Here is a 16,697-nt window from a genome sequence, read left to right as displayed (position 1 = left end):
CGTATCTTAATTGTTATGTTATAACATAATGATGAGGTCATCATGAAAGCCCATATCCATCCTCCCTATCGCACGGTGGTGTTTCACGACACCAGCGCCAATGAATATTTTAAAGTTGGCTCAACCATCCGCACCGAACGCGTGATTGAGCTCGACGGTGAGACGTATCCGTATGTGACGATCGACGTCTCCTCGAAATCGCATCCGTACTACACCGGCAAACAAAAAACGTTCGCCAGCGAGGGTAGCGCGGCCCGTTTCCGCCAGCGCTTTGGCGGCTTCATTGATGCAAAAAGGAAGGCATGATGCAGGTCGTTAACTCATTACGCAGCGCCAAACAGCGCCACCCGGATTGCCAGCTGGTCAAACGCAAAGGGCGGCTGTACGTGATCTGCAAGAGCAACCCCCGCTTCAAAGCAGTGCAGGGGCGCAAAAAACGTCGTTAACGGAAGCTTTCCAGGGGACGGCGCTGCTGGCCGTCGGCGGTAAAATTGTCGGCGGCCAGCCATTGGCGCATGGCGCTATCCAGCTGCGGCCATTCGCCATCAATCACTGAAAACCAGTCCGTGTCCCGGTTGTGTCCTTTGCTCACCAGCGCCTGACGAAAACGTCCTTCGTACTGAAATCCCAGTCGCCTTGCCGCACGGCCTGACGGCGTATTGAGGCTATTGCATTTCCATTCATAGCGACGGTAGCCGAGCGTCTCGAACACATACTGCATCAACAGCCAGTGCGCTTCGGTGGCCATAGCCGTTCGGCTTAGCAGCGGAGAGAAATGGACATGCCCCACCTCGACCACGCCATGGGTGGCATCGATGCGCATTAACGCCAGCGAGCCGACCGCCGTTCCACGCTGCTGGTCAACGACGGCGAAATGGATCGGATCGGCCAGCGTCGCAACCTGCGCCACCCAGGCGCTAAATTCAGCCAGGCTGGTTTCCGGTTCGCGCAGCAGCCACGTCCAGCTGCGGGCGTCGGGCGCCAGCTGATGGGCAGCAAACAGATCGCTGGCGTGGGCGAGGGTGAGTGGTTCGAGCCGACAGCGGCTGCCCTGAAGTACCTGCCGGGTCGGCCAGGGGCGGGGTTGCCAGTCGGGCAGCGCGGCGCCGAGCGCCTGTCCAAACTGATTGTATTCACACATTGCGGTTTCCTTATTGGGGATGTACAGGCAGCGTACGCGCTGGCTGGTTCCATAAAAAGTGCCATTACAGTATGTTTTTATGGATCCACGAGGAGGCGACATGAATATACCGGACGATGCGTTTTATGGGTTGGTGACGCAGGGGATGCGGCAGCGAACGGACGAAACCCTGCAGCGCGCCCTTTACCACACTTTGCGCCATGCCATCCTGCAGGGAACCCTGGCGGCCAGCTGCCGTTTGCCAGGATCGCGCGTGATTGCCGGTCGACTGCATCTGTCGCGTAATACGGTGAATGCCGCACTGGAGCAGCTGACGCTGGAGGGATACCTGACGCGAAGCCGTCAGGGGACGCAGGTGGTGCCGCTCGCCGCTAGCCGTCGGCAGGAGGTAATCGCGCCACCCGTTGTGCTGTCTGAGCGGCTGCAGGGGCTGCCAGCCGCTATGCGCCGTGACTCGCCGGCGCTGCCGTTTACGCCTGGCATGCCGGCGGTGAACTATTTCCCGCTGCCGCTGTGGCGGCGGTTAATCGATAAGGCATTGCGCGACGAAGGCAGCACGCTGCTGGGCTACGGTGAGGCCGCGGGCGATCCCCAACTGCGGGAGGCTATCGCCCGCCATCTGGCGCTCTCCCGGGGCATCCGGTGCGATATCCGGCAGATCGTCATCACCGAGGGGGCGCTGGAAGGGATCAACTTATGCGCCTCGTTGTTGACCAACCCGGGCGACAGCGTGTGGCTGGAAGAGCCGGGGTACCTGGGCGCCAGGAGTGGTTTCCAGCGAGCGGGGCTGCGGGTCTGTGGGATGGCCGTCGATGGTGAAGGGATGTGTATCGACAACGGCGTGGCAGAGCCACCCCGGCTGATTTTCACCTCTCCCTCTCATCAGTATCCCCTTGGGAGCGTCATGAGCGCCGCGCGACGTCTGGCGCTGGTGGAGTATGCCCATCGGCACGGCGCGTGGATTGTGGAGGATGACTACGACAGCGAGTTTCGCCACAGCGGAGAGCCGATCCCGGCGATGCTGGGGATGGTCCCGGATGCCCCGGTGGTCTATCTCGGCACCTTCAGCAAAACCCTGTTTCCGGCGCTGCGTATCGGTTTTATGGTCATGCCGTCCGCGCTGGCGGATGCCGCTCAGGAGGCCATTGGCGCGCTGCTGCGCGGCGGGCACCGCGCTGAACAGCGTGCGCTGGCCAGCTTTATCGAGAAGGGACACTATGCGCGTCATCTGGCAGCGATGCGTCGTCTGTACCGCAAACGTCAGCAACAGCTGCGCGAGGCGCTGGCGCAAGAGATTACCGTGCCGTGCGAAGTCCTCGGTGGGGAAGGGGGACTCCATCTGACGTTGGCCATAGAGGGGATCGACGATCGAACGATTGCGCAGCAGGCGCGTCAGTTTCAGCTGGCGCCCGCTGCGCTAAGTCATTTCTATCTCGACCCGCGGCGGGGGCGGAGCGGGCTGGTGCTGGGGTATGGCAATACTTCGACTTCCCGCTATCCGCTGGCGCTGCGGACGCTGAATCGTCTTATTGCGCAGTACCGGCGCGGGTCAGCGTAAAGACATCGTAAAAGGAGAGCTCGCCTTTGGTGTCGACCATTTTTTTAAGCTGTGCCTTCTGCTCGCTATCGACGTCCGGCGACTGCAGGATACGGTCGATCAGCTGTCGGGGGACAAAGCGGGTGTTGTACCATTCGCCGTTGTAACACACGCGAAAGTCGAGGACATCGATATCTTCGTAACGATAGCGTGGATAGACGTCAAAGAAGAAAAAAGCGTTGAACAGGATGAACAGCACTACCAACAACCAGACCGAATCCACCAGCGTTTCAGAGCGCAGCATGACCACCAGCGTCGCCAGAAACGCGGCATACATGGCAACAAACAGGCCCGGATGGTTGCGGATGAAACTGATGCTAAAACGCGGGCGATTATCGCGTTTTTCCTGCACGTTAAGTTCGTCAATGGTGTGAGTCAGCAGGCGTTGTATTTCTGTCATCTTGGTCCCCGAATTCTGCAATAAGCCCGCCCCGTGCGCCCGATGGATCAGGTGCGGCAGGCTCAGCCTGAAGGTTATTTTATGTTGCAGTATTCTGCGGAGAAAGTAACAGATCAGTTACAGAAAAGCATAACAGTTACGCATTCGGCGGCGGAAGGCGCTTGATGATCTGCGCCGGGTTGCCGCCGACAACGGTACTGGCGGGAACGTCTTTAGTGACCACCGCTCCGGAGGCGATGACCGCATTATCGCCAATGGTCACCCCGGGATTGATCACCGCCCGACCACCAATCCACACATTGTGGCCAATGGTCACCGGTTTGCCATATTCCTGGCCGCTGTTTCGGGCCTCAGCATCCAGCGGATGGGTGGCGGTATAGATATGGACGCCCGGCGCCAGCATGCAGTTATCGCCAATATGGATAGGGCAGACGTCCAGCATCACACAGTCGAAATTGGCGTAAAAACCGGCGCCGAGAAAGATATTGTAGCCGTAGTCGCAGCGAAAGCTTGGCTCGATATACGCATCGCCAGCGCGACCGAACAGCTCGGCCAGAATATGCTGACGCTCTTCCTGCGCATTCGGGGCGGAATGATTATAACGGTGCAGCAGCTGTCTGGCGCGCAGGCGATCGGCGCGAAGCGTTGGGTCGCCAGATAAATAGAGCTCACCGGCGATCATTTTGCGTTTTTCTTCACTCATTGGTCTTCCTTATACCTGACGTTAGAGGGTCGCAACAGTATAAAAAAGAAACCGGTTACAAGTTTGCTGTTGGCTGAATGCTGTGATGACTATCACAAAGATGTCCTGCTGAGGCTGGCGATTACCATCCGGTCAGCAGACCGCGTCGGGCGCACTAATTAGCGGATAAATTTCCAGACGGACGTCGGGATTTTATCGTACAGCTTATTCATAGTCAGTTCAGCCAGACGATGATCGGCGGCTGAGTAAAATACCGCCAGCTCATTATCAGAAAGTTCATATTTGTTTTTTTCAATGACGCGCTCCAGCGTGTCAATTGTCTGGCAACGACGTAAGCGCATCAAATAGTCTGTTTTAGTTAATGGCTTATCAGACATAATTCCACCTTTTGATTGTAATAATCCTAACACGAAAGACTGGCCGGATTTTCCCGGCTGGCGTTGACAAAACAACGAAATAACCGATTACCGGATTTTTTCCACTTTTGCAAATCCGTAGAGTTAATGCCGTAGTTACTGAACAACGTAAATGTGTCGTCCAGATATTCGTCAACCTGAGCGATCAGCTTATTATCCTCAGCGTACTTAATTTTATAATTAAGGGCGAATGTGGCAATGTGCTCGATCAGTTCATTTAACTGGAGATTGACAGCCGATGTCGGGTCGTTGACCCAGCCATGGTTGCTCTCTTCCAGGTTTGCAAGGCAGTCATGATACAGCGTTTCGCAGAGAAAGCGTAGTTGTGCGATATCATGTCTTTTTGGCGAGTATTCGTCCATAACGCATCCCCTTTTGAGTGGTTTAAACGACGACTAACAAACACCGTTGTGGGATGAACACGACTAACTGACCTGACACTAACTGAGTAATCCTGCTGATTTAACTATAATCCACTCTCCAGGAGATTTCATCGTGCTATTACGAAAAATTACAATTATCAGAGAGAAATTATCTTAAAAATAGACGAATTAATTTCTGCGGCCCGGGCGCGCAGCCTGAAAAATAGAGATGTCTTATCAATCATTGGCTTAAGACAGGCAGTCGTCGCGTTCAGAAACCGCCGGCCGTGAATGATGATATTAGGATTATTCCTGGTAAATGAGCGTAAGAAGATCCTAAGGGCTAAACAGCGCGATAGATATAGTCTGCAACACATCAATAGATATTAAATGCAGCGCGAAAAATAAACAATGGCAATATGTGCCCTGTCGGTAATGAACAAAAAAAGGGCCGCGGTGGCGGCCCTTTGTTCAGTAGTGCAGATTAATGATGCTCAACCTGATGGCTGTGCTCAATATCTTCCGTTTTCTTACTAAAGCGGCGACGAACCACCACAAAGAACACCGGCACGAAGAAGATAGCCAGGATCGTCGCGGTCACCATCCCGCCCATTACGCCTGTACCGACGGCGTTCTGCGCACCGGAGCCAGCACCGGAGCTGATAACCAGCGGCATAACCCCAAGGATAAACGCCAGAGAGGTCATCAGGATCGGACGCAGACGCATACGCACCGCTTCAAGCGTCGCCTCAATCAGCCCTTTGCCCTCTTTCTCCATCAGGTCTTTGGCGAATTCAACGATCAGTATCGCGTTCTTCGCCGACAGGCCGATGGTGGTCAACAGGCCAACCTGGAAGTAAACGTCATTGGTTAAACCGCGGAGGGTGGCGGCTAACAGCGCGCCGACCACACCTAACGGTACGACCAGCATGACCGAGAACGGAATCGACCAGCTCTCATACAGCGCTGCCAGACACAGGAAGACGACAATCAGCGAGATGGCATACAGGGCAGGGGCCTGGTTACCGGACAGCCGCTCCTGATAAGACATCCCGGTCCAGTCGTAGCCGATACCCGACGGCAGTTTACCCGCCAGCTCTTCCATCAGGCTCATCGCCTCACCGGTACTCTTGCCTGGCGCTGCCTGGCCAAGAATTTCCATCGATGGCAGACCGTTGTAGCGTTCCAGACGCGGCGAACCGTATTCCCAACGCGAGGTGGAGAAGGCGGAGAACGGCACCATCTGGCCATCACTGCCGCGAACATACCACTTGCCGATGTCCTCAGGCAGCATACGGTATTTCGCTTCGGACATGATGTACACTTTCTTCACGCGGCCGCGGTCGATAAAGTCGTTGACATAGCTTCCGCCCCAGGCAGCGCCCAGCGTGGTGTTAATGTCGCTGATGGAGACGCCCAGCGCCTGGGCTTTTTCCTGATCGATATCGACTTTGAACTGCGGTGTATCTTCCAGACCGTTAGGACGCACGCCGGTCAGCACGTCAGGATGCTGCGCCACCATGCCAAACAGCTGATTACGTGCCTGGGTCAGTTTTTCGTGTCCCAGGCCGCCCTGATCAATCAGCTGGAAGTCAAAGCCGGTCGCGGTACCCAGTTCAACGATAGCCGGCAGGTTAAAGGCGAAGACCATCGCGTCTTTAATCTGCGAGAAGTAGCCCATCGCCCGACCGGTGATCGCTTCAACTTTGTTTTCTTCGCCCGGACGTTGGCTCCAGTCTTTCAGCGAGACGAACGCGATACCGGTGTTCTGGCCGCGGCCGGCGAAGCCGAAGCCGTTAACCGCAAACACGGATTCCACGTTGTCCTTCTCTTTGGTGAGATAGTAATTCGTCATCTCATCCAGCACTTTCTGCGTGCGCTCCTGGGTGGCGCCGGCAGGCAGCTGGGCCATACTCAGGAATACCCCCTGGTCTTCGTCCGGCAGGAACGAGCTCGGCAGACGAACGAACAGCCACGCCATGCCCACCACGATGATCAGATACAGCACCAGATAGCGACCGGTGCTGCGCAGAATGTTGCCTACGCTGTCGGTGTAATGGTGCGTGCTCTTATCGAACATGCGGTTAAACCAGCCGAAGAAACCGGTGGTCGCGCCGTGGCTGCCTTTCTGAATCGGCTTCAGCATCGTGGCGCACAGCGCCGGCGTCAGGATCAGCGCGACCAGTACCGATAGCGCCATTGCGGAAACAATGGTGATGGAGAACTGGCGATAGATGGCGCCGGTTGAACCGCCGAAGAATGCCATCGGGATAAATACCGCCGACAGCACCATGGCGATACCTACCAGCGCGCCCTGAATCTGCCCCATCGATTTACGCGTCGCTTCTTTCGGCGGCAGGCCTTCTTCGGCCATGACGCGCTCGACGTTCTCGACCACCACGATGGCGTCATCCACCAGCAGGCCGATGGCGAGCACCATCCCGAACATCGTCAGGGTGTTTATCGAGAAGCCAAACGCCGCCAGCACAGCGAAGGTCCCTAACAGGACCACCGGCACCGCGATGGTCGGGATCAGCGTGGCGCGGAAGTTCTGCAGGAACAGATACATCACCAGGAAGACCAGGATGATCGCTTCCACCAGCGTTTTAACCACTTCGTGAATAGAGATTTTCACGAACGGGGTGGTGTCATACGGGTAAACGATTTTCATCCCCGACGGGAAAAACGGCTCCATCTTCGCCAGTTCAGCGCGGATCGCGTTGGCGGTATCCAGCGCGTTCGCGCCGGTAGCCAGTTTAATACCCAGACCGGACGCTGGCTGGCCGTTATACTTCGCCACCACGTCATAGCTTTCGCCACCCAGCTCAATTTTGGCGACATCACGCAGACGAACCTGGGAACCATCCTGGTTCACCTTCAGCAGGATGTTGCCAAACTCTTCCGTATTGGTCAGACGCGTCTGTGCGACGATGGACGCGTTGAGCTGCTGGCCTTTCACCGGCGGCGTACCGCCTAACTGACCAGCGGCTACCTGGGCGTTCTGCGCTTTCAGAGCGCTGATCACGTCCACCGGCGTGAGCTGGAAGTTATTCAGTTTATTCGGATCCATCCAGATACGCATCGCGTACTGGGAACCGAAAAGCTGAACGTCGCCGACGCCGCTGGTACGGCTGATCGGGTCCTTCATGTTGGCCGCCACGTAGTCCGAAATATCGTCCTGGTTCATGGTGCCGTTGGTGTTAATAACGCCGACAACCATCAGGAAGCTGCTGGACGCTTTCTCAACGCTGATCCCTTGCTGCTGTACTTCTTGCGGCAGCAGAGGGGTGGCCAGGGCCAGCTTGTTCTGAACCTGAACCTGGGCGATGTCCGGATCGGTACCGGATTCGAAGGTCAGGGTGATGGTCGCCGTACCGGTGGAGTCGCCATTCGAGGACATGTACATCAGGTGATCGATACCGTTCATATTCTGTTCGATAACCTGAGTCACGGTGTTCTGCACGGTTTCGGCGTCAGCACCGGGGTACATGGCGGTAATGGAAATTGCTGGCGGCGCAATCGTCGGATATTGCGCCACCGGCAATTTGAGGATCGATAATCCCCCAGCCAGCATGATGATGATGGCGATCACCCATGCAAATATGGGGCGATCGATAAAGAAATTAGGCATGTCTTAACGGCTCCTGTTTAAGTTAAGACTTGGTTTGTTCTGATGGCGCGTTGCCTGCGGCTTGCTGTTTATCATCAGAAGCTACTTCCTGCGCTTTTACCTGCACGCCTGGTTTGATTTTTTGCAGGCCGGTGACGATAACGCGATCGCCGGATTTCAGACCGTCAGTGACCAGCCATTTATCGCCAATCGCTTGAGAAGCAGTGACCTGGCGGACTTCGACCTTATCGCCTTCACCCACTACCATGACGCTGGCATCGCCGCGCGGCGTACGGGTGACACCCTGTTGCGGCACCAGCAGGGCGTCAGGGTTAACCCCTTCTTCCAGACGGGCACGGACAAACATCCCCGGTAGCAGGGTGTGATCCGGGTTAGGGAAAATAGCGCGCAGCGTGATAGAGCCGGTGGTCTGATCGACGGTGACATCCGAGAATTCCAGCGTGCCGGCCTGCGGATACTTAAGACCGTCGTTAGTCACCAGCTCCACTTTCGCTTTCCCGTTTTCCTGTTTCAGACGGCCATCGGCCAGCTCCTGTTTCAGGCGCAGGAAATCATTGCTCGACTGGGTGACGTCGACATAGATCGGATCCAACTGCTGAACGGTTGCCAGGGCGGTTGTTTGACCATTTTGCACCAGCGCCCCTTCGGTCACTGCGGATTTACCAATGCGGCCGCTAATCGGCGAGGTGACTTTGGTGTAGGCCAGATTGATGCGCGCGGTTTCAACGGCTGCTTTCGCCGCGACCACGGCCGCATTGCTCTGCTGCGCCGTCGCGACGGCGGTATCGTAGTCTTGTTGACTGATATATTTAGTGCCTAACAGTTTCTGATAACGCTTGACCGTCAGTTGATCCATGTTTGCCGCCGCCTGGGCTTTTGCCAGGTCGCCTTTGGCGCTGTCATAGCTGGCCTGATAGGTGGCTGGATCGATCTGATACAGGGAAACGCCGGCCTGGATATCGCTACCTTCCACGAAGTTACGTTTTAAAATAATGCCACTGACCTGAGGACGAACTTCCGCAATGCGATAGGCGCTGGTGCGGCCTGGCAGTTCGGTGGTTATTTGTAGAGGTGCGGATTTGAGCGTCACAATACCGACTTCCGGCATGTGCTGGGCTCCTTGTTGAGCCGGTTTATCGTCACATCCTGTTAGCGCTAAGCTGCCTGAGAGCATCAGAACGACCGCCAGAGGCGTTAACCCTCTGTTTTTGTTCATATGTAAACCTCGAGTGTCCAATTTCAAAATGTTCAGTGGCTCAAACAACCACAAACCCACTACAGTCTTTCTATTATGGTCGTGCTATGGTACATACATTCACAAATGTATGTAAACGTAACCTCTGTAAAGTCATTAACCTATGGCACGAAAAACCAAACAACAGGCACGTGAAACCCGGCAACTGATTCTGGATGTTGCTCTGCGTCTGTTTTCGCAGCAAGGCGTATCATCTACCTCGTTGGCAACAATTGCAAAAGCTGCGGGTGTAACGAGGGGGGCTATCTACTGGCATTTCAAGAATAAATCAGATTTATTCAACGAAATTTGGGAGCTGTCAGACGCCAGTATTAGCGATCTCGAAATTGAGTATCGGGCAAAATTCCCCAACGATCCACTCTCAGTTATCAGGGAGATATTAGTCTATGTTCTTGAAGCGACAGTGACAGAAGAGCGTCGTCGGTTGATGATGGAGATTATCTTCCATAAGTGCGAATTCGTCGGAGAAATGACCGTAGTGCAGCAGGCCCAGCGGCAGCTCTCCCTGGCGAGCTACGAGCGTATCGAGCAAACCTTAAAAGAGTGTATCGCGGCGAAGCTGTTGCCTGCCAATTTACTCACCCGGCGAGCGGCGATTTTAATGCGCAGCTACCTTTCAGGCCTGATGGAGAACTGGCTGTTTGCTCCCGACTCGTTCGACCTGCATGCGGAAGCGCGTGACTACGTCGCCATCCTGCTGGAGATGTATCAATTCTGCCCCACGCTTCGCGGCCCGGAGAGCCTGCCAGCTTAACGAAGCGTGCGGATGAGCGTGAATTTTTAGCGCGGTCCGCCGCTATTCGCCAGCGATGAGAAGTGCTATTCTGCGCGCTTGCGACGACCCCCGGTATTCTCCGGCATTTGCATTCATTCATATTAACTATGCTGCACACGATCTCCAGGCAACGCGCCACGTTCATCTTTACCATTATGCTGCTCTGTTTTATTGGCCTTTTCAGTCCAGTTCAGGGCCGCGCCGCAGACCTCCCTGACCGGGCGGAGGTGCAGAGTCAGCTCAACACATTAAACAAGCAAAAGGAACTGACTCCGCAGGATAAACTGGTCCAGCAGGATTTGACCCAGACCCTGGAAACATTGGATAAAATCGATCGCATCAAGAGCGAGACGACGCAGCTCCGCCAGCAGGTCGAGCAAGCCCCGGCGAAGCTGCGCCAGGCGGTGGATAACCTTAACAACCTGAGCGATGTCCCGAACGACGACGCGACGCGCAAGACGCTGAGCACGCTCTCCCTGCGTCAGCTGGAATCACGCGTCACCCAAACGCTGGACGATCTGCAGAATGCGCAAAACGATCTGGCAACCTACAACAGCCAGCTGGTTTCCCTGCAAACGCAGCCGGAACGGGTGCAAAATGCGATGTACAACGCCTCCCAGCAGCTGCAGCAGATCCGTAATCGTCTGAATGGCACCTCGGTGGGCGATGAGACTCTGCGTCCGACCCAGCAGGTGTTGCTGCAGGTCCAGCAGGCGTTGCTCAACGCGCAGATCGAGCAGCAGCGTAAGAGCCTCGAAGGCAACACTATCCTGCAGGATACCCTGCAGAAGCAGCGTGACTATGTGACCGCCTGGAGCAACCGGCTGGAGCATCAGCTGCAGCTGCTGCAGGAGGCGGTGAACAGCAAGCGGCTGACGCTGACTGAGAAAACCGCCCAGGAGGCGGTCACGCCGGATGAAACCACGCGTATTCAGGCCAACCCGCTGGTCAAGCAGGAGCTGGATGTTAACCACCAGTTGAGCGAGAAGCTGATCCAGGCGACGGAGAATGGCAACCAGCTGGTGCAGCGCAATATACAGGTAAAGAACTGGCTCGACCGCGCTCTGCAGTCTGAGCGGGATATTAAAGAGCAAATTTCCGTGCTCAAGGGCAGCCTGCTGCTGTCGCGCATTCTTTATCAGCAGCAGCAGACGCTGCCGTCGGCGGATGAGCTGCAGGATATGACTAATCGCATTGCCGACCTGCGGCTCGAACAGTTTGAAGTTAACCAGCAGCGCGACGCCCTGTTCCAGAGCGATGCCTATGTCGCTAAGCTGGAAGAGGGGCACAGCGCTGAAGTAACCGATGAAGTGCACGCCGCGCTGCTGGAAGTGATCGACATGCGTCGCGAGCTGCTTGACCAGTTCAATAAACAGCTGGGGAACCAGCTGATGATGGCCATCAACCTGCAGATCAATCAGCAGCAGCTGATGAGCGTCTCCAGCAGCCTGAAAGAAATCCTGACCCAGCAAATTTTCTGGGTGAACAGCAATAAACCGATGGACTGGGAGTGGATTAAGGCCTTCCCGGAAGCGCTGAAAGGTCAGTTTAAGGCGATGAAAATCACCGTGAACTGGGAAAAAGCGTGGCCGGCGGTATTTATCGCTTTCCTCGCCGGATTACCGCTGCTGCTAATTGCCGGCCTGATCCGCTGGCGTTTGCAGTGGCTCAAGGATTATCAGGCGAAGCTGGCTTCTCAGGTAGGCCAACTACGCAATGATACCCAACTGCATACGCCGAAGGCGATCTTTATCGACCTGATCCGCGCCTTACCGGTGGTGCTGGTGATTCTGGCGATTGGCCTGATCTTACTCACCATGCAGTTAAATATTAGCGGACTGCTGTGGGCGTACAGTAAAAAACTGGCGATGTTCTGGCTGGTGTTTGGCCTGTGCTGGAAAGTGCTGGAAAAGAACGGCGTGGCGGTCAGCCACTTTAATATGCCGGCGCAGTTGACCAGCCACTGGCGGCGGCAGATTGTCCGCGTCAGCCTGGCGCTGCTGCCGCTGAATTTCTGGTCGGTGATTTCCGAGCTGTCGCCGCTGAACCTGATGGACGATGTGCTGGGGCAGCTGGTGATTTTCTTCAACTTACTGCTGATCGCGGTGCTGGTCTGGCCGATGTGCCGCGAAAGCTGGCGCGATAAAGAGTCGCACAGCCTGCGCCTGCTGACGATCACGGTGCTGTCTATCGTTCCGGTGGCCCTGATGGTGCTGACGGCGACCGGCTACTTCTACACCACGCTGCGCCTGGCGGGACGCTGGATCGAGACGGTTTATCTGGTAATGATCTGGAACCTGCTGTACCAGACCGTGCTGCGTGGCCTGAGCGTGGCGGCGCGGCGTATCGCCTGGCGCCGGGCGCTGGCGCGCCGTCAGCATCTGGTGAAGGAGGGCGCGGAAGGCGCCGAGCCGCAGGAGGAGCCGACTATCGCCCTCGAGCAGGTTAACCAGCAGACGTTGCGCATCACCATGCTGGTGATGATCGCGCTGTTCGCGGTCATGTTCTGGGCGATTTGGTCGGATTTGATCACCGTTTTCGCCTATCTCGACAGCATCACCCTCTGGCATTACAACGGCACCGAGGCGGGGGCCAGCGTGGTGCGCAGCGTGACGATGGGCAGCCTGCTGTTTGCCATTGTGGCGTCGATGGTTGCCTGGGCGCTAATCCGCAACCTGCCGGGGCTGCTGGAGGTGCTGGTCCTGTCGCGGCTCAATATGCGTCAGGGGACTTCCTACGCCATCACCACCATTCTTAACTATGCGATTATCGCCATTGGGGCGATGACGGTATTCGGGTCGCTGGGCGTCTCCTGGGACAAACTGCAATGGCTGGCGGCCGCGCTGTCGGTTGGTTTGGGTTTTGGTCTGCAGGAGATCTTCGGTAACTTTGTCTCCGGCCTGATTATTCTGTTCGAACGTCCGGTGCGCATCGGGGATACGGTGACTATCGGCACCTTCTCCGGTACGGTAAGCAAAATCCGTATTCGCGCCACCACCATTACCGACTTCGATCGCAAAGAGGTGATCATCCCGAACAAGGCGTTCGTTACCGAGCGCTTGATCAACTGGTCGCTCTCCGACACCGTGACCCGCGTGGTAATCCGCCTCGGCGTCGCCTACGGTTCCGACCTGGATAAGGTGAAGGAGGTGCTGCTGAAGGTGGCGCACGATCATCCGAAAGTGATGCAGGAGCCAGCGCCGGCGGTCTTCTTCACCACCTTCGGCCCCAGTACGCTGGATCATGAACTACGTCTGTATGTCCGTGAACTGCGCGATCGCAGCTACACGGTGGATGAGCTCAACCGCGCCATCGACCGTCTGTGCCGGGAGAATGACATCAACATTGCCTTTAACCAGCTGGAAGTCCATCTGCGAAATGAAAAGGGTGATGAAGTCACGGAAGTGAAGCGGGATGGAAAGGGCGACGATTTAGCACCCTCCGTCGCGTCTTAACTGAAGAGGGGCGGCGCAACGCCGCCCCTGTTGCATCAGGGCGCCAGCGCGGCGAGCTCCTCGTCGCTAAGCCCGGTGAGTTCCCTCACGATTTGTCGTTCGAGGCCGCGCGCCAGCATTCTGGCGGCGATGCTGCGAGTGGCGGCTTCTCGACCTTCCTGCTCGCCCTCCTGCTGCCCCTGTTTACGGCCTTTCTCTTCCAGCCATTCGGCAATGGTCATCATCAGCTCCTTATGCCTGGGCGACTGCGCCGCCAGCGCGCGGATCAGCGCCCCCGGATGTTCCGTTGTACCCGCCTGCAACATATAGCGCAGCAGCGTATTCAACTGCGCTTCTGTCAGATAGCCTTGCGTCATCAGCGCGATCAGCGGCACCTGCAGCTCGGCCAGATCGCGATGGCGGATATGCTTTTGCAACAGCTCCAGCATGGCCATCCGCCGATGACGGACTATCTGATTATCTGGCATAACGGTGAGGTCCACCAGCGGAAAATCACCGCTATAGAGCGCCTTCGCCAGCGCCGGTTCGGCGAATAGCTGTTGCCAGTTGCGGGGCCAGGGCCAGGGGCTGACCTTGCCGTGATAAAACAGAATCGGCACCACCAGCGGCAGCGTGTCGTGGCCAGCGTCCAGATGACGCTGCATGGCGGCCAGCGCGTAGCGCAGCAGGCGAAACGCCATCAGCTTGTCCGGGGTACTCTGGTGCTCAATCAGCGCGTAAACATAGCCCGGTCCGTGGCGGGTGCGCAGTGAGTAAAGGATATCGGAATAGCTGGCGCGCAGGTCCTCTTCAACAAAGCTACCGGAGACCAGCTGCAGCGAATCCAGCTCGCAGATTGCCAGAAACGGCGCGGGCAGATACAGCTGCATGAAATCCTTCGCCACCGCATGATGCATCAGCATCTGGCGAAAAACCGCATCGTGCGGGGTTTGACTGACCTTTTCCATCAATATTGCCTCCATCGGCGTCATGCGCAGAGGACCACTCTGCCAGCACTCCGCCGTGGGCAACATCTTACTTCTGCGGCGTTTGCGAGGCGCTTTCCGCGTTTTTTAACTTGTTTGCATAATCCCGCCTGACAATTTCCAGCGCGTCCAGCACGGTTTGCGCCGGGATCTGATGTGATTCCAGCAACATGATTAAATCGACGGCCAGTTTGACCTCATCGGGGGCATTTTCCAGCGACATCGGACTCTCCTGTTAGCGCGTCAGCCGCGCCAGTACGTTTTCAATCTTATCCAGCGCCTGTCGGCAGCGTGCCAGCCGTCCACTGTAGACCTCGACTTCCCTGGCCAGCCGCTGCTGCTCGTCGAGGCTGGTAGCCTGCGTCAGCTGGCGCTGGCGTTGGTCGCGCATCGCCAGCAGGCGGCGCTCATACTCCTGATGCTGTAGGCGACGGCGCTGCCAGCGGCTCAGCGTTGGCGAGGCATGGTCCCAACTGCGCAGCGACCAGGTGGCGGTTTCGCGACGCAGCGCAGCGATTTGCGCCGCCAGACGCTCGGCGATCCAGGCTACCTGCGGCAACTGCTGGCGCTCGACGGCCTGGCGGAGTTGGTGAAAGTTGTGTTGGGCTTCCGCCAGATAGGCCTGCATCAGCGTGCTGCGGGTGTGGAAGAGCTGGCGGTCAAAGCGCGGGCTGAGGGTCGCGTGCTCCGCCAGCGGCGCCACCTGCGCGGCCAGCTCGCTGAGCTGATTGTTCAGCGTTTGTAAAAGTTGAGCTGTTTTCACCAACCCCCTCCATTCTCCATCAGCCAACTGTGCTACAGTAGCCGTATCTGTTTGATAACGATTCGCATTATGCCACCTGTTATTTTAACCATTATCGGCTGGCTGGCGGTAGCGCTGGGTACGCTGGGCGTCTTCTTACCGTTGCTGCCGACGACGCCGTTTATTCTGCTTGCTGCCTGGTGCTTTGCCCGCTCATCGCCGCGCTTTCACCAGTGGCTGCTGTATCGCTCATGGTTCGGCGGCTATCTTCGCCACTGGCAACAGTACCGCGCCATGCCTCGCGGCGCCAAACCGCGCGCCATTGCCATGATCGTGGCGACTTTTGCTATTTCGCTGTGGCTGGTTAAGCTTACGTGGGTGCGCATCATGCTGTTGGTCATTCTGGCCTGTCTGCTGATCTTTATGTGGCGCATTCCGGTGGTTGACGCAAAGCAACAAAACACTGATGCGCAATAATGCCTGTTGCAATTGTTGCTGACAGCCAGTAAATTCTGGCGTTTTCGAGCGCGGGTAAGCCTGGTCAAAGGTTAAACAAATGTTTCTTTGGCCCCTTTTGCACGCCCGTGGGTAACACCGTTTCAATCAGGCATACACTTATGACCGCAACTGCACAGCAGCTTGAATATCTGAAGAACAGCATCCAGAGTATCGAGGATTATCCAAAACCGGGCATTCTTTTCCGCGATGTCACCAGTTTACTGGAAGACCCGAAAGCTTACGCGCTCAGCATTGAACTGCTGACCGAGCGCTACAAAGACGCGGGAATTACCAAAGTGGTAGGGACTGAGGCGCGTGGCTTCCTTTTCGGCGCACCGGTTGCGCTGGCGCTGGGCGTGGGCTTTGTTCCGGTACGCAAGCCGCGTAAGTTGCCGCGTGAAACCATCGCTGAGAGCTATGAGCTGGAGTACGGCACCGATCAGCTGGAGATCCACGTTGACGCCATCAAACCGGGCGACAAAGTGCTGGTGGTGGACGATCTGCTGGCGACCGGCGGAACCATCGACGCGACGGTCAAACTGATCCGCCGTCTCGGCGGCGAAGTGCAGGATGCCGCTTTCATTATCAATCTCTTCGATCTGGGCGGCGAACAGCGCCTGGAGAAGCTGGGGATCCACTGCTTCAGTCTGGTGCCGTTCCCGGGCCACTAAGCAAATCCCTCCACATAGCCTCGCCGATCGGGCGGGGCTGTGATAGCATGACCCCTTCGTGATTTCACCTTCCAGCGTTTCAGAGC

The 16,697-nt window shown here is 56.7% G+C and carries 18 protein-coding genes; 8 read left to right on the top strand and 10 right to left on the bottom strand.

The annotated features are described in order from the left end of the window. Nucleotides 1-42 precede the first annotated feature (42 nt). Nucleotides 43-306, top strand: a complete 264-nt coding sequence (locus ACLEXF_RS13305; RefSeq protein WP_004204754.1) for a type B 50S ribosomal protein L31 — start codon at nucleotides 43-45, stop codon at nucleotides 304-306. Then, on the top strand, nucleotides 306-446 hold the full coding sequence (gene ykgO, locus ACLEXF_RS13300; protein ID WP_002892018.1) for a type B 50S ribosomal protein L36: 141 nt from the start codon (nucleotides 306-308) through the stop codon (nucleotides 444-446). The genes ACLEXF_RS13305 and ykgO overlap by 1 nt, the downstream gene beginning before the upstream one ends. Here ykgO and ACLEXF_RS13295 read toward each other — a convergent pair. Then, entirely contained in the window at nucleotides 443-1,141 is a 699-nt protein-coding gene (locus ACLEXF_RS13295) for a GNAT family N-acetyltransferase (protein WP_004204753.1), read from the bottom strand. The genes ykgO and ACLEXF_RS13295 overlap by 4 nt on opposite strands. A gap of 100 nt (nucleotides 1,142-1,241) precedes the next feature. Here ACLEXF_RS13295 and ACLEXF_RS13290 point away from each other — a divergent pair, with 100 nt between their 5' ends. Then, nucleotides 1,242-2,699: a PLP-dependent aminotransferase family protein gene (locus tag ACLEXF_RS13290; protein ID WP_048294265.1), complete on the top strand. Its 1,458-nt coding sequence runs from the start codon at nucleotides 1,242-1,244 to the stop codon at nucleotides 2,697-2,699. Here the strand turns inward: ACLEXF_RS13290 and ACLEXF_RS13285 are convergent. Further along, a complete protein-coding gene (locus ACLEXF_RS13285) occupies nucleotides 2,668-3,138 on the bottom strand; it encodes a YlaC family protein (RefSeq protein WP_004204751.1) in 471 nt (156 codons plus the stop codon). The genes ACLEXF_RS13290 and ACLEXF_RS13285 overlap by 32 nt on opposite strands. A 42-nt stretch (nucleotides 3,139-3,180) precedes the next feature. On the opposite strand from ACLEXF_RS13285, the gene ACLEXF_RS13280 reads away from it, so the two are divergent. Continuing rightward, complete coding sequence (locus ACLEXF_RS13280; protein ID WP_032426076.1) at nucleotides 3,181-3,303, top strand: hypothetical protein; 123 nt, start codon at nucleotides 3,181-3,183, stop codon at nucleotides 3,301-3,303. Here ACLEXF_RS13280 and maa read toward each other — a convergent pair. From maa to acrA, 5 genes are all read right to left on the bottom strand, one after another. After that, nucleotides 3,275-3,841 carry a maltose O-acetyltransferase gene (maa, locus tag ACLEXF_RS13275; RefSeq protein ID WP_004204750.1) on the bottom strand — a complete coding sequence of 189 codons (567 nt, stop codon included), beginning with the start codon at nucleotides 3,839-3,841 and terminating at the stop codon, nucleotides 3,275-3,277. The two genes, ACLEXF_RS13280 and maa, sit on opposite strands and share 29 nt — an antisense overlap. Nucleotides 3,842-3,999: 158 nt before the next feature. After that, nucleotides 4,000-4,218: an HHA domain-containing protein gene (locus ACLEXF_RS13270; protein WP_002892050.1), complete on the bottom strand. Its 219-nt coding sequence runs from the start codon at nucleotides 4,216-4,218 to the stop codon at nucleotides 4,000-4,002. A gap of 26 nt (nucleotides 4,219-4,244) precedes the next feature. Then, nucleotides 4,245-4,619 (bottom strand): Hha toxicity modulator TomB, encoded by a 375-nt coding sequence (gene tomB, locus ACLEXF_RS13265; RefSeq protein ID WP_002892066.1) that lies wholly within the window; start codon nucleotides 4,617-4,619, stop codon nucleotides 4,245-4,247. Nucleotides 4,620-5,103: 484 nt separating this feature from the next. After that, nucleotides 5,104-8,250: a multidrug efflux RND transporter permease subunit AcrB gene (gene acrB, locus ACLEXF_RS13260; RefSeq protein ID WP_004204748.1), complete on the bottom strand. Its 3,147-nt coding sequence runs from the start codon at nucleotides 8,248-8,250 to the stop codon at nucleotides 5,104-5,106. Nucleotides 8,251-8,272: 22 nt separating this feature from the next. Next, entirely contained in the window at nucleotides 8,273-9,466 is a 1,194-nt protein-coding gene (gene acrA, locus ACLEXF_RS13255; RefSeq protein ID WP_004204747.1) for a multidrug efflux RND transporter periplasmic adaptor subunit AcrA, read from the bottom strand. A gap of 142 nt (nucleotides 9,467-9,608) precedes the next feature. Between acrA and acrR the strand changes: the two genes are divergently transcribed. Beyond that, complete coding sequence (gene acrR / locus ACLEXF_RS13250) at nucleotides 9,609-10,259, top strand: multidrug efflux transporter transcriptional repressor AcrR (protein ID WP_004204746.1); 651 nt, start codon at nucleotides 9,609-9,611, stop codon at nucleotides 10,257-10,259. Between the two features lie 128 nt (nucleotides 10,260-10,387). After that, the gene (mscK, locus tag ACLEXF_RS13245) at nucleotides 10,388-13,735 is read left to right on the top strand and encodes a mechanosensitive channel MscK (protein ID WP_049093333.1); all 3,348 of its coding nucleotides are present in this window, start codon (nucleotides 10,388-10,390) and stop codon (nucleotides 13,733-13,735) included. Between the two features lie 35 nt (nucleotides 13,736-13,770). Here mscK and ACLEXF_RS13240 read toward each other — a convergent pair whose 3' ends face one another. The 3 genes from ACLEXF_RS13240 to priC form a co-directional block, all read right to left on the bottom strand. Beyond that, complete coding sequence (locus tag ACLEXF_RS13240) at nucleotides 13,771-14,682, bottom strand: Rpn family recombination-promoting nuclease/putative transposase (protein WP_053810700.1); 912 nt, start codon at nucleotides 14,680-14,682, stop codon at nucleotides 13,771-13,773. A gap of 67 nt (nucleotides 14,683-14,749) precedes the next feature. Beyond that, on the bottom strand, nucleotides 14,750-14,923 hold the full coding sequence (rsmS, locus tag ACLEXF_RS13235; RefSeq protein WP_004204742.1) for a pleiotropic regulatory protein RsmS: 174 nt from the start codon (nucleotides 14,921-14,923) through the stop codon (nucleotides 14,750-14,752). A 12-nt stretch (nucleotides 14,924-14,935) separates the two neighbouring features. Next, nucleotides 14,936-15,463 (bottom strand): primosomal replication protein N'', encoded by a 528-nt coding sequence (priC, locus tag ACLEXF_RS13230; RefSeq protein WP_004204741.1) that lies wholly within the window; start codon nucleotides 15,461-15,463, stop codon nucleotides 14,936-14,938. 69 nt (nucleotides 15,464-15,532) lie between these two features. On the opposite strand from priC, the gene ACLEXF_RS13225 reads away from it, so the two are divergent. After that, a complete protein-coding gene (locus tag ACLEXF_RS13225) occupies nucleotides 15,533-15,919 on the top strand; it encodes a DUF454 family protein (protein ID WP_423265772.1) in 387 nt (128 codons plus the stop codon). A gap of 140 nt (nucleotides 15,920-16,059) precedes the next feature. Continuing rightward, entirely contained in the window at nucleotides 16,060-16,611 is a 552-nt protein-coding gene (apt, locus tag ACLEXF_RS13220) for an adenine phosphoribosyltransferase (RefSeq protein WP_004204738.1), read from the top strand. Nucleotides 16,612-16,697 lie beyond the last annotated feature (86 nt).

The organism is Klebsiella pneumoniae complex sp. WS1778, from assembly GCF_049472055.1.
Taxonomy (GTDB): domain Bacteria; phylum Pseudomonadota; class Gammaproteobacteria; order Enterobacterales; family Enterobacteriaceae; genus Klebsiella; species Klebsiella quasipneumoniae.
Note: the sequence above shows the minus strand (reverse complement) of the source record. Positions and strands in the feature narration are given on the sequence as shown.

Excerpts from the sequence above, each read along its gene's own strand:
- ACLEXF_RS13305 (WP_004204754.1), top strand. The coding sequence starts at position 43 with ATGAAAGCCCATATCCATCCTCCCTATCGCACGGTGGTGTTTCACGAC.
- ykgO (WP_002892018.1), top strand. The coding sequence starts at position 306 with ATGCAGGTCGTTAACTCATTACGCAGCGCCAAACAGCGCCACCCGGAT.
- ACLEXF_RS13295 (WP_004204753.1), bottom strand. The coding sequence starts at position 1,141 with ATGTGTGAATACAATCAGTTTGGACAGGCGCTCGGCGCCGCGCTGCCC.
- ACLEXF_RS13290 (WP_048294265.1), top strand. The coding sequence starts at position 1,242 with ATGAATATACCGGACGATGCGTTTTATGGGTTGGTGACGCAGGGGATG.
- ACLEXF_RS13285 (WP_004204751.1), bottom strand. The coding sequence starts at position 3,138 with ATGACAGAAATACAACGCCTGCTGACTCACACCATTGACGAACTTAAC.
- ACLEXF_RS13280 (WP_032426076.1), top strand. The coding sequence starts at position 3,181 with ATGGATCAGGTGCGGCAGGCTCAGCCTGAAGGTTATTTTATGTTGCAG.
- maa (WP_004204750.1), bottom strand. The coding sequence starts at position 3,841 with ATGAGTGAAGAAAAACGCAAAATGATCGCCGGTGAGCTCTATTTATCT.
- ACLEXF_RS13270 (WP_002892050.1), bottom strand. The coding sequence starts at position 4,218 with ATGTCTGATAAGCCATTAACTAAAACAGACTATTTGATGCGCTTACGT.
- tomB (WP_002892066.1), bottom strand. The coding sequence starts at position 4,619 with ATGGACGAATACTCGCCAAAAAGACATGATATCGCACAACTACGCTTT.
- acrB (WP_004204748.1), bottom strand. The coding sequence starts at position 8,250 with ATGCCTAATTTCTTTATCGATCGCCCCATATTTGCATGGGTGATCGCC.
- acrA (WP_004204747.1), bottom strand. The coding sequence starts at position 9,466 with ATGAACAAAAACAGAGGGTTAACGCCTCTGGCGGTCGTTCTGATGCTC.
- acrR (WP_004204746.1), top strand. The coding sequence starts at position 9,609 with ATGGCACGAAAAACCAAACAACAGGCACGTGAAACCCGGCAACTGATT.
- mscK (WP_049093333.1), top strand. The coding sequence starts at position 10,388 with ATGCTGCACACGATCTCCAGGCAACGCGCCACGTTCATCTTTACCATT.
- ACLEXF_RS13240 (WP_053810700.1), bottom strand. The coding sequence starts at position 14,682 with ATGGAAAAGGTCAGTCAAACCCCGCACGATGCGGTTTTTCGCCAGATG.
- rsmS (WP_004204742.1), bottom strand. The coding sequence starts at position 14,923 with ATGTCGCTGGAAAATGCCCCCGATGAGGTCAAACTGGCCGTCGATTTA.
- ACLEXF_RS13225 (WP_423265772.1), top strand. The coding sequence starts at position 15,533 with ATGCCACCTGTTATTTTAACCATTATCGGCTGGCTGGCGGTAGCGCTG.
- apt (WP_004204738.1), top strand. The coding sequence starts at position 16,060 with ATGACCGCAACTGCACAGCAGCTTGAATATCTGAAGAACAGCATCCAG.